This window comes from Shinella yambaruensis (assembly GCF_022899355.1).
Taxonomy (GTDB): Bacteria; Pseudomonadota; Alphaproteobacteria; order Rhizobiales; family Rhizobiaceae; genus Shinella; species Shinella yambaruensis.
In genome coordinates this window covers 293,576-307,183 of sequence record NZ_JALJCK010000008.1, presented here as the reverse complement: position 1 = coordinate 307,183, position 13,608 = coordinate 293,576, and the positions used below count along the sequence as shown (strand labels likewise).

Annotated in this window: 12 protein-coding genes; 2 read left to right on the top strand and 10 right to left on the bottom strand. The window is 66.3% G+C overall.

Annotated features, from left to right (window positions below; genetic code table 11):
* Positions 1 to 127 precede the first annotated feature (127 nt).
* The 3 genes from MUU56_RS20335 to MUU56_RS20325 all read right to left on the bottom strand — a co-directional run bounded on the left by MUU56_RS20335 (position 128) and on the right by MUU56_RS20325 (position 3,057).
* Positions 128 to 1,627, bottom strand: a complete 1,500-nt coding sequence (locus MUU56_RS20335; protein WP_244769105.1) for an amidohydrolase family protein — start codon at positions 1,625 to 1,627, stop codon at positions 128 to 130.
* Between the two features lie 93 nt (positions 1,628 to 1,720).
* Complete coding sequence (locus tag MUU56_RS20330; protein ID WP_398432715.1) at positions 1,721 to 2,365, bottom strand: flavin reductase family protein; 645 nt, start codon at positions 2,363 to 2,365, stop codon at positions 1,721 to 1,723.
* Between the two features lie 260 nt (positions 2,366 to 2,625).
* Positions 2,626 to 3,057 carry a nuclear transport factor 2 family protein gene (locus MUU56_RS20325; protein ID WP_244769149.1) on the bottom strand — a complete coding sequence of 144 codons (432 nt, stop codon included), beginning with the start codon at positions 3,055 to 3,057 and terminating at the stop codon, positions 2,626 to 2,628.
* Positions 3,058 to 3,202: 145 nt separating this feature from the next.
* Between MUU56_RS20325 and MUU56_RS20320 the strand changes: the two genes are divergently transcribed.
* Complete coding sequence (locus MUU56_RS20320; RefSeq protein ID WP_244769104.1) at positions 3,203 to 3,907, top strand: GntR family transcriptional regulator; 705 nt, start codon at positions 3,203 to 3,205, stop codon at positions 3,905 to 3,907.
* 729 nt (positions 3,908 to 4,636) lie between these two features.
* Positions 4,637 to 4,987, top strand: a complete 351-nt coding sequence (locus MUU56_RS20315) for a hypothetical protein (protein ID WP_244769103.1) — start codon at positions 4,637 to 4,639, stop codon at positions 4,985 to 4,987.
* 208 nt (positions 4,988 to 5,195) lie between these two features.
* Here MUU56_RS20315 and MUU56_RS20310 read toward each other — a convergent pair whose 3' ends face one another.
* The 7 genes from MUU56_RS20310 to MUU56_RS20280 all read right to left on the bottom strand — a co-directional run bounded on the left by MUU56_RS20310 (position 5,196) and on the right by MUU56_RS20280 (position 13,521).
* On the bottom strand, positions 5,196 to 6,281 hold the full coding sequence (locus MUU56_RS20310) for a C45 family autoproteolytic acyltransferase/hydrolase (RefSeq protein ID WP_244769102.1): 1,086 nt from the start codon (positions 6,279 to 6,281) through the stop codon (positions 5,196 to 5,198).
* A 170-nt stretch (positions 6,282 to 6,451) separates the two neighbouring features.
* Positions 6,452 to 7,996: an ABC transporter substrate-binding protein gene (locus MUU56_RS20305; RefSeq protein WP_244769101.1), complete on the bottom strand. Its 1,545-nt coding sequence runs from the start codon at positions 7,994 to 7,996 to the stop codon at positions 6,452 to 6,454.
* Positions 7,997 to 8,029: 33 nt separating this feature from the next.
* Positions 8,030 to 8,881, bottom strand: coding sequence for an alpha/beta hydrolase (locus MUU56_RS20300; RefSeq protein ID WP_244769100.1), 852 nt, complete (start codon positions 8,879 to 8,881; stop codon positions 8,030 to 8,032).
* Between the two features lie 27 nt (positions 8,882 to 8,908).
* Positions 8,909 to 10,579 carry an ABC transporter ATP-binding protein gene (locus MUU56_RS20295; protein WP_244769099.1) on the bottom strand — a complete coding sequence of 557 codons (1,671 nt, stop codon included), beginning with the start codon at positions 10,577 to 10,579 and terminating at the stop codon, positions 8,909 to 8,911.
* A gap of 4 nt (positions 10,580 to 10,583) precedes the next feature.
* Positions 10,584 to 11,417 (bottom strand): ABC transporter permease, encoded by an 834-nt coding sequence (locus MUU56_RS20290; protein WP_244769098.1) that lies wholly within the window; start codon positions 11,415 to 11,417, stop codon positions 10,584 to 10,586.
* Positions 11,414 to 12,355 carry an ABC transporter permease gene (locus MUU56_RS20285; RefSeq protein WP_244769097.1) on the bottom strand — a complete coding sequence of 314 codons (942 nt, stop codon included), beginning with the start codon at positions 12,353 to 12,355 and terminating at the stop codon, positions 11,414 to 11,416. The genes MUU56_RS20290 and MUU56_RS20285 overlap by 4 nt, the downstream gene beginning before the upstream one ends.
* Positions 12,337 to 13,521 carry a C45 family autoproteolytic acyltransferase/hydrolase gene (locus tag MUU56_RS20280; RefSeq protein ID WP_244769096.1) on the bottom strand — a complete coding sequence of 395 codons (1,185 nt, stop codon included), beginning with the start codon at positions 13,519 to 13,521 and terminating at the stop codon, positions 12,337 to 12,339. Before MUU56_RS20280 ends, MUU56_RS20285 begins: the two co-directional genes overlap by 19 nt.
* Positions 13,522 to 13,608: the final 87 nt, after the last annotated feature.

The following is a 13,608-nucleotide window of genomic DNA, read 5'->3' as shown; positions in this document are numbered from 1 at the left end:
GCCGATACTCTAGCGAGATTTATCCATTAAATCTATAGACTATTATCAAGCATGACCTGCGGAAGGAAACGGCGGGCGTGCGGTGCGGGTTCCGGCAGGCCTTTTCCTGCCGGAGCCGAAGGCGGCGCTAGGCGTTCCGGCCGAGGCGCGGATAGGCCGAGGAAAAGATCTCCCCGACGGGAGGATGGCCGTAGGTGCGCTCCGGATAGCGGGCGACGAGGCCGTCGAACTGGCGCTGCGCCCGCGCCTGCCCCGCCGTCGCATCGAAGCCGGGGATCTGGCCGTCGACCATGACGAACCGCCCGTCGATGACGACGTCGGTGACGTCGCGGCCGGAGCTCGCCATCATCAGGGTCTGGATCGGATCGATGACATGGCCGATGCGGTCGTGGCCCATGTCGATGACGATGATGTCGGCCTTCGCGCCGGCCTGCAGGCGGCCGAGGTCGGGCCGCCGGAGGGCGTCCGCGCCGCCGAGCGTCGCCGCGTCGAAATAGTGCTCCGAACGCACGCTGTCGATCGAGCCGTCCATCACGCGCGAGATCATGACGCCGACCTGCATGTTCTGGATGACGTCCGGCGGCCAGGTATCCGTGCCGAGGCCGATGCGCACGCCCATGGCGCGGAACTTCGAGAAACTGTCCATGAAGCCGCCGTGACGGGCCGAGACGAGCGGGCAATGCACCAGCGTCGCGCCGGCATTCTTCAGGATGTCGAGATCGCGGCCGGGCCGGTCCACATGGCGCGTGCCGGCAACGAGCTCGCCATGCGGCAGGAGCACGCGCTCATCGAGCGCGCCGAGCGAATCGAGCCATTCGAGCGGCGTCATGCCGTAGGTCGCGGTGATGCGGGTGAACTCGAGGTCCGACTGGCAGCAGTGCTGGCGGACCGGGATGTCGAGGTCGCGGCCGGCATCCGCCGTGCGGCGCACGAGGTCCGGCGTGCAGGTCTCGATGCGGTCGGGCGCCAGCATGGCGCGCACCAGCGGCGAGGCCAGCCCCTCGATGCGCTCGGCAAAGGCGAGCGAATCGGCAAAGCTGCGAAAGCCGCGTTCCTCGTCGTAGAAGAAGGCGATCCGGCCGTCGTCGTCGACATAGCTGTTGCCGGTGCGATAGGCCGGGCCGAGATAGACGCGCAGGCCAAGCTCATGCGCGGCATCGGCGGCGGCGGAGAATTCCGCGTCCGTCTCGCCCCATGCGCGGTAGAACAGCGAGGCGATCGGCAGCGCGGTCGTCACGCCGTTGCGGATGAGCTGGGCGAAGGCGTAGCGCTTCTGGAAGGCGAGCTCCTCCTGCGTGTACATTTCGTAGGCGCGCTCCATGTAGCTCCTCGGCCAGACCCGGCCTTTCCTCCAGGAAGGCTGGTTGTCGAAGGCGAGCACCGTCGTGTCGAGGTCGGAGAGCGCGTCGAGGTCGACGAAGCCGGGCGAAAGGATGGCGTTGCCGTAGTCGATGCGCGCGGCGACCGCGCCCGGATAGTCGTGCCCGACGAAGACGACCCTGTCCCCCTCGAAGACGACGACGCCGTCGTCAAGGATCACATGGCGGCCGTCCCGATGGCCGACGACCCAGCGGGCGGTGAGAAGGACCGGGCCGTCGATGCGGCCGGAGGGCGGAAGTGTCGTCATGGTGCGTCCCATCTTTCATCGATCATGCCGGAGCCGCGCCCGGGCGGCTCAGAAAACCCGCAAGGCCCGGCCGGACGGTTGCGGCGCCACCGCTCAGACGGGCGCGGGGGTCAGCATCTCGAACCGGTCGCGGATGGTGGCGCAGGTATCGCCGCCAAGGCGCGCGATGGCGTCGATGACGTCAGGATCGACATGCATCGCGGTGTCCACCGCGCCTTCCCGGTAATGGGCGAACAGGATCTCGCCCATGATGATCTGGCGCGTCCGGCCAAGCTCCAGCGTGACGTGGCGGCGGCATTCGAAGGCGGCCGGCGCCTCCCTGATCCAGGGCGCCGCGATCTTCTCGCCCGGCATGGCGGTGAGGCCCGCCTTCTTCAATTCGTCCATGCCGCGCGGATACCTGGCGCCGCAGACATGCATCGCCTCGGCAATGGCGTGGGAGACGATGTTGACGGTGAAAACCTCCGTCATGCGGATGTTGTGACCGGTGTCCTTGAAGGACATGTCCGGGTTGTGCTCCACGCCGATGGCGAGGATCGGCGGATCGGCCGAAAGGCAGTTGAAGAAGCTGAACGGGGCGGCGTTGTAGCGGCCGTGCTCGTCGACCGTCGTCACCAGCGCGATGGGGCGCGGGATGATCGTCCCGATCATCAGCTTGTAGCGCTCGCGCGCGCTGAGCGTCGTGAAGTCGAAGGCGGTCCTCTCGCCGGCCTTGATCTCGGTGCTGCAGGTGTCCATCGGCATTCCTCCCCGGCTCTCGCGCCCCGGCGCCGAGGGCGGCGCTTCACCCGCCTAGGCACGCATGCAATGATCCCTATTTATAGAATGCAATTATTGTATGCAATATATCCGCCTTCCTGCACCCTGAAAAATCTCAAGCCTTCGCGGAAACCGGACCGTGGCCGGGTGCCGCCGCCGGCCGTCCAAACCGGCCGGATCGCGGGCGCCAAAACCCGGTAGTGCCTCAGTTTGAATTCTCACCAGGCGCGACGGCAATTTCAGATTATGCCGTGCTTCTTTAGAAGAGCCTGCTCGTCGCCCGACACCCAGCCGAAAACCTTCGGCTCCCCGTTCAACATCTGAACCAGATAATGAACGTCGAAATCTATCGTCACGTCCGGTTGATCCTTCCGGGCATAGGTGGCGATCCAAGCAACATGAGCCACGCAATGAAGCTCGTCTATCTGGGAGAGGCGGACATTGCGTATCCGCATCTCCTTGGTTCCTATCGCTCGATAGTGCTCATAGCCTTGCGCCATGAGCTGCTTGAATTGGTCGTCGTTCTTTCCGGCTTTCACTCCGGCGGGCGCAGCACCTATAAACTCGGAAGCATACAGCGATGCGAGCTCGTTCATATCGACCTTGCCGGCGAGGGACCGATTGAAAAAGCTCTCGTATCGCTCGAATAGTCTCCTTACGCTGGTTTCCATCATCTGCTCTCCTAGCGAAGACCCTAGCTTGGGTGGGTGGAAGTGGAAATTCAAACTGAGACACTACCCAAAGCCCGCTCCGGTGGACAGGATCGTCCTTTGTGTGCAATTTGCTCGCTGCTTTTGCGATTCTGGAGGCGAGTGCATGGCAAAGACAGTTGGCGATTCCGGCCGCGGTCGCTCCCAGGCGGTTCACCGGGCACTCAAGCGCGCCATCCTCGACCAGGCCCTTTCGCCCGGCGCCAAGCTGCCGGAGGACTCGATCGGCGAGCGGCTAGGCGTCAGCCGCACGCTGGTGCGCGAGGCGCTGGTGCGCCTTAGCGAGGAAGGCCTCGTCGACCTGCGGCCGAACAAGGGCGCCACCGTGGCGCGGCCGACGCTCGAGGAGGGCCGCAACCTCTTCCTGACGCGCGCGGCGCTGGAACGCCTGGTGGTGGAAACGCTCGCCGGCAAGCTGACGCAGGAGCAGATCGACACGCTTTCCGCCCATATCGCGGCGGAGGACGCCGCCCGCAAGGAACACGCGACCTCCATCCGTCTTGCCGGCGAGTTCCACACCCTGCTGGCGCAGATGACCAACAATGCCAGCCTGATCCGCTACGTGAACGAGCTCGTCGCGCGCAGTTCGCTGATCCTGGCGCTCTACGGCCGCCCGCACTCCTCCGAATGCGCCGTCTCCGAGCACCAGGAACTGCTCGACAGCCTGATCGCCGGCAAGGCCGAGGACGCCTCGAAGCTGATGGCGCACCATCTCGATTCCATCACCACGCGCGCCCTGCTGCCGCGCGAGGAGGACCGCAACATTAAGGACGTGCTCAGTGCCTATGCGGCGGCCGAGGGCCTTGCCTAGAGCCATCCCGGCAGAGGTACGTCCGCGATTGCGGCGAAGCGAAAGCCTGGCGCGCCTTCGCGATCCGGAGAAAAGCGGAAGCATCCCGAGAGCCGCCGGCATCCCCTCGCCGGCCTGAAACCGGCGATGTCCGGCATGCCCCGGGGGCCATGCCGATTGCGCGCGCCCTGCCTCGCCCGCGCCAATGATGCCTGGGACCGGGAGAGGATCCGGCGCGACCGCGAGCCCGTCCACAATGCCGGCGGCAACAGGGGTATCGGCGCTGCCGTCCAGATCCCCGCATTCAAAAGTATACGTCCCTCTCCCCGTCGAGGCGACCTGCAAGACGGCGCCGCACGCCGTGCACCCCTTGTTCCGTTCCATGCTCTGCCTCACCCGTTGCGACGGGAAGCGTCGCGCCACGAATTCTGGCTGCGCTTTTCCGCGTTCACTCACGCCAAAACTCAAACAATTTAACGTTGCATCCTGTTTACAACTTAACCAAAGGTGGTAAATATATATCACCCCAATCAGAGGGTGTAGGGAGGAACTGAAATGTGTGGAACCGGAGGATGCTGCGGAACAACGCAGCCTGGCATCAGAAGATTAAGCCCGGAATCATTGGACACTCTCCGCCAGAAAGTGGCGGACAACAGAGTAGACCTTCTGCAAAACGACAAAATGAAGGCGTCTATCCTAAGCTCGGATAATGTTACGGCGATAGAATTCCTGAGCCTTAAGAAGGACGACATGCATAGCGTGATCGTCTGCCAGAAAATGGGCAGCTTCGGCGCTTTCGACATAAAAATAATCAAGCTCGACGTCCAATATCCAAAAGTCGAAATGGTCGCCCACATCAAATTCGAACCCTTTGACAATGTGCCTTTCAAGTTCGAGGCGACGCTGACCATCAGATGCAACGACATCACCAAACCCATAGGTTGTGAAGTCATCCTGGATTACGACAAGACACCTTCGGAAATCCAGCCCTTGATAAACTGGGATTGCATCAAGCGATGCGCGCCGCAATGCATTTACTGCGGCGCGGACTACCAGTGCTGGCTGGCGTGCGCAGGCATATGCATCATTCAATGCCTCTGACGCCTCGCCGGTGACGGCGTCCCGCGCCGGTCGCCTTCGATGTTTCGGAAGAAGGCTCCACCCTTCGATATCGGCGCTGCCGATTTGACGGCAGGGTGGAGCGTCCGCGCGGGTGGCGGGGCAACGCCGCCCTTCGCGACCGGAAGGAACCGGGGCGTGGCCCCTCGGGAGGGGAGACGCGCGGCCTCGCGGCATGCGGTGACGCGCCTCAGCGCACCGCCATCTGCCGCCATCCTTCGGCGCTCGGCGGCCCGGCTGCAACGCAGAGCGATACCGTCTCGCCGATCTCGTAGACGACGGCGCCGATCGTCATCTGCCGCAGGAGGCCGAGCTTGGTGTCGGGGCGGGGCGGCCCCTTGGGCACGATGGACACCGCGCCGCCCTTGCGCCGGGCCGCGAGGGCGCGCTTGGCGGTCTCGATATCCGCCGGCCCGCGCGAGAAATCGGTGTGCAGGCTGCGAAGGCGGGTCCGCGAATCGCCGCTGCCCTCCAGCCGCGCGTTCGGCGCAGCGCGCGTGTTGGCGAGCGGATGGTTGGTGTGGAGCGAGAGGCCGCCGGCAATGGCGATCTCGGTCACGCCGCCCGCCGCGCATTCGAGCGTGCGGATGCCGTGTCGGTCGCCGATCTGGTAGGTCTGGCCGGAGGCATGCGGCACGCGGGAAAGGAAGTCCGCGGCCGCGGCCGCGTTCTCCTGCGCCAGCGCGCCGCGCATGGCGAAGGAGACGGGAAGCCCGCGCGGGCTGTAGGCGAGCTGGGCGAGCGTGTTGACGCAGATGCCGAGGCCGTGGCCGGAGACGCCCATCAGGCCGATCAGGCCGGCGGAGGTGTAGACCAGCGTTTCGCTGCCGCCGTCATCGAGCCGCAGCACGGCCTGCGCGCCATCGTGCCAGCGCGGCAGGTCCATGGTCTGGCCGACGAGCGTGCCGCGCCCCGCCACCGGCGCGACGGCAAGGCTGCTGCAATGGCCCTCGCCGTCGAAGCCGCCGAACCACCATTCCTCGTCCATCAGCTGGAGGGCATAGGCCGTCTCCTTAGAAATGCCGGCGCCCTCGGCAATGCCGCGCACCTCCTCCAGGAGGTCCGGCACACGGGCGGCGATCGCCGTGCGAAAATCCGTCACCGACAGGAAGACCGGCAGGAAGGCCGCCGCCGGCCGGCCATAGGCCTTGCCGATCGCCGCCTGCCAGCGCTCGACCTTGCCCGCGATCGTGCCGCGCAGCGCCTCGCCATGCGCCCGCCCGCGGGCAAGCGGCGCCTTCGGGCAATCGATGACGGGAAGATCTTCGGTACGCATGGTTTCCTCCAGACAGGACACGGCCGTCGGGGCGCCGAAAGCGCCCAGACGCAAGGGAAGGACGGGCGAAGGCGGTGCATGGAGCGCGTCGCCGCAGGTCCGGATGCAAAACCGCCGCGCCCTTCCGCCGGACCTGCTCCGGGATTGCCGCCCTCGCCCGACGGGCGGGATCAGTCCTTCTTCACGCCCCAGGCCCGTTCCTTGTCGGCGGCCCAGACCTCGAAGCCTTCGATCCTGGCGCCGACCGCCGCGACGACGGGCTCGTAGTAGAGGCCGAAGATCGGCAGGTCTTTCGCCATCAGCGCGTGGATGTCCTTGAAGACGGCCTTGCGCGTCTCGAAATCCGTCGTCTTGGTCGATTTCAGGTAGAGCTGCCAGGCCTCGGGATTGTCCCACTGTGCCGTCGGCTCGGCCTTCTTGTCGCCGATGATGACGCCGTAGAACTGCGAGGGATCGAGGCGGGCGGAATAGCCGAAGGACTGCATCTGGAACTTGCCGGCGAGGTAATTGTCGAGCTGCGCGGCCCAGTCCAGCACTTCCAGCTCGGCATTGATGCCGGCGCCGGCCAGCATGGCCTGCACCAGGATGCTGTTCTCATACATGCCCTGGTAGCGGGTGTTGGTCTGGATTTTTATCACTTCGCCCTTGTAGCCGGCTTCAGCCAAAAGCGCCTTGGCGGCCTCCGGGTCGTATTCCGGCCATTTCAGGAAATCCTCATCGAAGAAGGCGCTTGCCTGCGGCACGCCGGAGGGATTGAACTCCGACAGGCCGGCCGTGCGGGCGGCGGCGATCTGCTTGAAATCAATGGCATGGGCGATCGCCTGGCGCAGCTTGACGTTCGACATCAGCGGGTCGGTCGTCTGGATCAAGAGCGGCGTCAGGGAAAGGCCCGGCGTCGTCATCACCTTCAGGCCGCGCCCCTTTGCATCCTCGATGCGCTGGGATTCGAAGTTCGGCAGCACGTCGATCTCGCCGGCGAAGAGCGCGGTCTCGGCGGCCGACGTGTCGGGGATGATCAGGAATTTCGCTTCGTCGACCAGCGCCGTGCGGTCGCCGGCATAGCCGCTCGCCTTCTCCTTCGGCGGCGTGTAGCCGTCGTATTTCTCCAGCGTGATGTACTGGCTCTTCACCCATTCCTTCAATTTGAAGGAGCCGCTGCCGATCGCGCTGCCGTCGATCCACTTGCCGTCCGGCCCGGCATTCTTGGGGCTGGCGACCCAGCCGTTGCACTGGATGTTGGCGAGCTGGGCGAGGAAGAGCGCGTTCGGCTCGTTGATGCGGAAGACGACGGTGCGCGGATCGGGCGTTTCCAGCGCCTCGACCTTCAGGCCCTGCGAACCGTCGAAGAAGCCGTTGCAGAACCATTCTGCGCCGGCCGCGACGCGGTGGTCCCAGTTCCATTTGACATCCGCCGACGTGACGGGATCGCCGTTGTGGAAGGTCGCGCCCTCGCGGAGGATGAAGGTGTAGGCCCTGCCGTCCTCCGACACCGTCCAGCTCTCGGCGAGCGCCGGGCCGATGCTGAGATCGGCGCGGAAGCCGACCAGCGTCTCGAAGATGTGATGCAGCACGGTGTCGGTATTGGCGTCGCGGTCGATGCCTTCCGTGCCGCGGATATCGGCGTTGATGCGGATGTTCAGCGTTGCCGCCTCGGCCGAGGCGCCGAGCAGCAGGCCCGCGGCCAGCGCCGTCGAAATCAGGAATGTGCGTTTCATGGTGATCTCCGATCGTTCCCCGCTTCGTTATCGTCAGGAGCGCTCGCGGATTGCGCCCAGCGTTTCTGCAAAGAAGTCCTTGACCTTGCTTATGAGCTGGCGGTCGTCATGGGTGATGCCCGGCACGATGTCGTGACGCACGGCAATGCCGTGCTGCTCGAAGCTCTTCTTCAGCGCGCGCATGCGGTCGTTGCGGTTGGCGCCGGCAAGGTCGGCGCCGGGCATGTACCAGGCGTCGTCGGGCGTGATGGTGATCTCCCAGGTCTCCCGGTCGTCGCCGCCGATCACCATCTGCACGGCGACCTTGCGGATTGCGTCGAGATCGACCGGCTTGCCGAAGACCTTCTCGAAATCGCGCAGGCCGACCCAGAAATCGTGGTCGAAATCGAGCAGCGTCACGACGCCGGGCGCGCCGATCGAGGCGGCGAGCAGGCGCTCGGGATGGAGGTAGAGGAACCGGTGGGTGAAATGCCCGCCGCCGGAAAAGCCGTACATCATCACCCGGTCGCCCGCGATGCGGTACTTTTCCTGCATCTCGGCGATCATATCGAGCATGACGGCGTCATAGTGCAGGTCGCCGTCCCGCAGCATCTTGTAGGAGGAGAGATCGCCCGGAAAGCAGATGTTCGCGGGAAACAGCGGGCACAGCACGATGACGCCGTTGGCCTCGGCGAAATCGGCGAAGGCATCGCGATAGGCCTGCATGCCGCGCTCCGTGCCGTGCACGATGACGGCGAGCGGATAGGTCTTCCCGCCGTCCTCCTCGTAGTCGTCGGGCACATAGGCGCAATAGGGGAAACGCGGGTCGAGTCGCGAGGCATAGACGGTCGTGTGGCCGAAATCGTAGTAGGACAGTTTCCGGCCGTGACCGCTGACATTGCGCATGGATGGTCTCCTCTCCGTATCGAAAATCTATGAGCCCGCCGCACCCGACAGGAGGCGGGGACCACCGGCGCCGTCCGCGCCCGCGAAGGTGCGGTCGAGCAGCATAGCGGCGTCGAGCAGGCGGCGGGTATAGGCGTGCTGCGGCCGGTCGAAGACGTCGTCGCGCGTGCCGGTCTCGACGATGCGGCCGTTCTCCATCACCGCCACCCGGTCGGCCACCTGCTCCACCGCGCCGAGATCGTGCGAGACGAACAGGCAGGCAAAACCGTAGCGGGCCTGAAGATCGCGGAAGAGCTTGAGGATCTGCTTCTGCACGGTCATGTCGAGCGCGGAGACGGGTTCGTCGGCGACGACGAAGGCGGGGCGGCTGACGATGGCGCGGGCGATCGCCACGCGCTGGCGCTGGCCGCCCGAAAGCTGGTGCGGGAAGCGGTCGGCAAGTTCCGGCGCAAGCCCGACCTCGGCGAAGACCTCCGCCACCCGCGCCTGCCGCCGCGCCCGGTCCAGCGCCGGATCGAGCTTCAAGGGTTCGCCGACGATGCCGGCGATGCGCTGGCGCGGGTCGAGCGAGGAATAGGGATCCTGGAAGACGATCTGGATCGCCTGGCGCAGCGCCCGGCCGCCGGCATCGCGCCGGTAGGCGAGCGGCGCGCCGCGGAAGGCCATCGTGCCGCCGGAAGGCGTCACCAGCCCGACGATCGCCCGGCCGAGCGTCGTCTTGCCGGAGCCGGAGGCGCCGACCAGCGCCAGCGTCTCGCCGCGGTTGATGGCAAGATCGACGCCGTGCACGGCGCGCTTGCCCGCCGCCCGGCCGAAGAGCCGTGCGCGGCCGGGATAGTCGATGACCACGTCCTTCAGTTCGATCAGCGGCTCGGCCGGCGCGCCCCCCGACCGGCTGCCGCCGGCGCTGCGGCGCGGCAGGGCGTCGACGAGGCGCCGGGTGTAATCGTGTTTCGGGGCGTGCAGCACCGCCCGGCTGTCGCCCTGCTCCACCGCCCTGCCCTTGTGCATGACGACGACGTTGCGGACATAGTGCGCGACCATGCCGAGGTCATGGCTGATCAGGAGGACCGCGGTGTTGTTCTCCTGCGTCAGCTCCACCATCAGGTCGAGCACGTCGCGCTGGATCAGCGTGTCGAGCGCCGTCGTCGGCTCGTCGGCGATCAGCAGCGCCGGCTTCAGCAGCATGACGGAGGCGAGCATGATGCGCTGGCGCATGCCGCCGGAGAATTCGTGCGGGAAGGCGGCAAGGCAGCGCGCCGGATCCTGGATGCGGATGCGCTCCAGCATGGCAAGGCTCATGTCGCGGATCTCGGCCTTGCCGAGCTTCCTGTGCAGCGCCAGCCCCTCGGCCATCTGCCGGCCGATGGTCATGGCGGGGTTGAGCGAGACCATCGGCTCCTGGAACACCATGCCGATACCGGCGCCGCGGATCTGCCGCAGCGTCTCCGGCGGCGCGCTGACGAGGTCGGTGCCCCTGAAGCGGATGCGGCTTTCCGGCGTCGCCACGAAGGGCGGCGGCAGGAGGCCGAGCACGGAGCGAGCGGCCATGGTCTTGCCGGAGCCGGATTCGCCGACCAGCGCCAGCATCTCGCCGGCCGGCAGGGAGAAGTCGAGGCCGTCGACCACGGTGAGGCCGGCCTGCCCCATGCGGACGGAGAGGTTTTCGACGGAAAGCACATTCTCGATGCCAGCCATGGGATCAATCCTGCATCTTGGGGTCGAGCCAGTCGCGCACCGCATCGCCGAGCAGGTTCACGCCGAGCAGCGTGATGGAGATGCACAGGCCGGGCAGGATGATGATGTGCGGCGCCTGGTTGATGTAGGGGCGGCCGGTGGAGAGCATGTTGCCCCAGCTCGGCGCTGGCGGCGGCACGCCGAGGCCGAGGAAGGAGAGCGCGCTTTCCGACAGCACGACCCAGCCGAACATCGTCGTCGCCAGCACCATGATCGGCGCGAGACAGTTGGGCAGCACATGGCGCAGCATGGTGACGATGCCGCTGTTGCCGATCACCCGCGAGGCCTCGACGAATTCCCGCTCGCGGATCGACAGCACCGTGCCGCGCACCACGCGCACGGCGACGGGCATGTAGGCGATGCCGAGCGCCACGATGATGCCGTTGCGGCTGGCGCCGAACACCGCCATGAAGCCGAGCGCGAGCAGCAGGCCGGGAAAGGCGAGCAGCGCGTCGTTGACCATCATCAGGATGCGGTCTGTCCAGCCGCGCAGGAAGCCGGCGAGCACGCCGACGACCGTGCCGAAGACGATGGCGAAGACCACGGTGGCGAAGGCGATCCAGGCGCTGGTGCGCGCGCCGTGGATCAGCCGGCTGAGGAGATCGCGGCCGAACTCGTCGGCACCGAGCAGGTGCGCCGCGGACGGGCCCTGGAGACGGGCCATGAGATCGAGCTTCAGGGGATCGTAGGGCGCGAGCCACGGGCCGAAGACCGCGACGAGGAGGAGGAGGCCGACGACGAGGATGCCGATCAGGCCGTTGAAACGCAGTGCCGGAAGGCCGAATGCCCGCGCGATCATGCCGTCACCCTTGGATCGAGAAGCGGATAGAGGAGATCGACCAGCAGGTTGACCACCACGTAGAGGAAGGCGGTGAACAGCATGCAGCCCTGCACGACGGGATAGTCGCGGGCATAGATGCCATCCACCAGCAGGCGGCCGAGGCCGGGAATGGTGAAGACGGTCTCGATGACGGCGATGTTGGCGAGCAGGCTGCCGAGCACGAGGCCGATCAGCGTCAGGGTGGGGGCGAAGGCGTTCTTGAAGGCATGGCGCCACATGACGGTCGCCTCCGAAAGCCCCTTGGCCCGCGCATGGGTGATGTATTCCAGCCGCGCCACCTCGATGGTGCTCGCCCGCGCCATGCGGGTGATCGAACCGGATTCCACCAGGACCAGCGTCACGACGGGCAGGATGATATAGAGCAGCGCGCTGCCGAAATCGCGGCTGAACGGCACGTAGCCGACCACCGGCAGCCAGCCGAGCTGCAGGCCGAAGATCAAGAGCAGCATCAGCCCGAGCCAGAAGCTGGGGATGGAGAGCAGCAGCGTCGAGGTGGCGATGACGGCGATGTCGCCGGCGCGGTTCTGCCGCCAGGCCGCGAACATGCCGGCCGGCACCGCGATCAGCGTCGCGAAGAAGACGGCGACGAGGACGATGGTGGCCGAGACGGAGAAGCGGTCCAGCATCAGCGGCAGCACCGGCTGTCGCGTCGCGATCGACCGGCCGAAATCGCCGGTCAGCACGTCGCCGAGCCAGTAGAGATATTGCACGACGATCGGCTGGTCGAGGCCCATCTCGGCGCGCAGCGCCTCCAGCTGGCCGGGCTGGGCGAGGTCGCCCAGCATCAGCGCCGCCGGATCGCCGGGGATCGCCCGCATCAGCGCGAAGACGGTGACGGAGACGAGGAACAGCGTGGGGATCGCCGTGGCGATGCGGGTCAGGAGGAAGCGGACCATCGTTTCCCCCTGCCGAGCGTTTCATCGTCGGCGCCGGCCGCGCGGGCGAAGGCGTCGCCGTCCATGGCCAGCTCATAGCGCGTGAAGGTGCGGTTGATCGCCGGCAGCGGGGCGATCTCCATGACGCCCTTCGCCGGCTCGCAGAGGATCATCGCCACCGTCGCCGAGAGATTGCCGCCCTCCTTGGCGAGCGGCGCGCGGCAGACGCAGAAGGGCGCGGCGAAATCGTCGAAGAAGGCGCGCTTCAAATCCTCGACGCCGAGCTTGCCGCCGCTTTCCCGCAGGACCGTCAGGACGCGGTGATCGCGGTAGAGGCTGTCGGGCACATTGGCAAGGCCGGTTTCCTTCAGCTTGGAAAGGGCGACGGCGCTCTGCCAGTGGTTGGCATGCACGATCATGCCGTCCTGCGGGTAGATCGGGAAGGCCTCGTCCGGCGCGCATTCGAGATCGACCGCATAGCCCTCGGCGGTGCTCAGCATCATGTTGTTGGAACCGGATTTCGGCGTGATGGCGACGACGCGCAGCGCCATCGCGAAATGCCGCGCCTCCAGCGCCCGGCGGCGGATGAAGGGCAGCGGAATGCCCATCTCGCGGTAATCGCGGTCGCTTTCGAGATAGTTGGCGGTGATCGTGATGCCGGCGGCGTTGAAGCCGCTGCGGGCAAGGCCGCCGGCCTCGGTGAAGGTCAGGATGTTGGGCCCGTCGTCGCGCAGGATGCGCAGCACGACAGAGGTATCGGCGCATTCGGCGCGCCAGTCCCAGTTCTGGCCGTGGATGACCGTGCCGTCGCGCGTCACCTCCGGCAGCAGCACGGCGCCGGTGCAGCCGTCCGGCTCCTCGTCGGCAATGCCCGCCTCCAGCCTTGCAAGCTGCAGCACCTCGGTGCGTGCATTGACGAGAACGATGGCCGAGAGGCCGGTGCCCGCCCCTTCGGCGATGCCCTCCATCTCCGTCACCAGGTCCGGCGCCCAGTCGCGGATGCGCGGCAGGAAGGCGGCGACGAGGCGCTCGATATTGGCGTCGTCGAAGCCGAGCTTGTGGAGCTGGCTGGTGTAGAGGCCGGCCGAGAGGCGGATGCGCTCACGCGCCTTCTCGCCGTACAGGCGGCCACGCTCGCGCGGCGGGCCGCTGATCTCGATGAGAGGGAAAGGGGTGATCTCTGCCATATGCCGCTGCCTCGGTTCCGTCTTTGATCGCAGCTTAATGCATTTTATAGATATGAAAAGCACTAATTTTGGAAATTTATCGGGTCG

What these genes read in the sequence shown, in the direction of transcription:
- MUU56_RS20335 (WP_244769105.1), bottom strand. Translation starts at nt 1,627, where the DNA reads ATGACGACACTTCCGCCCTCCGGCCGCATCGACGGCCCGGTCCTTCTC.
- MUU56_RS20330 (WP_398432715.1), bottom strand. Translation starts at nt 2,365, where the DNA reads ATGGACACCTGCAGCACCGAGATCAAGGCCGGCGAGAGGACCGCCTTC.
- MUU56_RS20325 (WP_244769149.1), bottom strand. Translation starts at nt 3,057, where the DNA reads ATGGAAACCAGCGTAAGGAGACTATTCGAGCGATACGAGAGCTTTTTC.
- MUU56_RS20320 (WP_244769104.1), top strand. Translation starts at nt 3,203, where the DNA reads ATGGCAAAGACAGTTGGCGATTCCGGCCGCGGTCGCTCCCAGGCGGTT.
- MUU56_RS20315 (WP_244769103.1), top strand. Translation starts at nt 4,637, where the DNA reads ATGCATAGCGTGATCGTCTGCCAGAAAATGGGCAGCTTCGGCGCTTTC.
- MUU56_RS20310 (WP_244769102.1), bottom strand. Translation starts at nt 6,281, where the DNA reads ATGCGTACCGAAGATCTTCCCGTCATCGATTGCCCGAAGGCGCCGCTT.
- MUU56_RS20305 (WP_244769101.1), bottom strand. Translation starts at nt 7,996, where the DNA reads ATGAAACGCACATTCCTGATTTCGACGGCGCTGGCCGCGGGCCTGCTG.
- MUU56_RS20300 (WP_244769100.1), bottom strand. Translation starts at nt 8,881, where the DNA reads ATGCGCAATGTCAGCGGTCACGGCCGGAAACTGTCCTACTACGATTTC.
- MUU56_RS20295 (WP_244769099.1), bottom strand. Translation starts at nt 10,579, where the DNA reads ATGGCTGGCATCGAGAATGTGCTTTCCGTCGAAAACCTCTCCGTCCGC.
- MUU56_RS20290 (WP_244769098.1), bottom strand. Translation starts at nt 11,417, where the DNA reads ATGATCGCGCGGGCATTCGGCCTTCCGGCACTGCGTTTCAACGGCCTG.
- MUU56_RS20285 (WP_244769097.1), bottom strand. Translation starts at nt 12,355, where the DNA reads ATGGTCCGCTTCCTCCTGACCCGCATCGCCACGGCGATCCCCACGCTG.
- MUU56_RS20280 (WP_244769096.1), bottom strand. Translation starts at nt 13,521, where the DNA reads ATGGCAGAGATCACCCCTTTCCCTCTCATCGAGATCAGCGGCCCGCCG.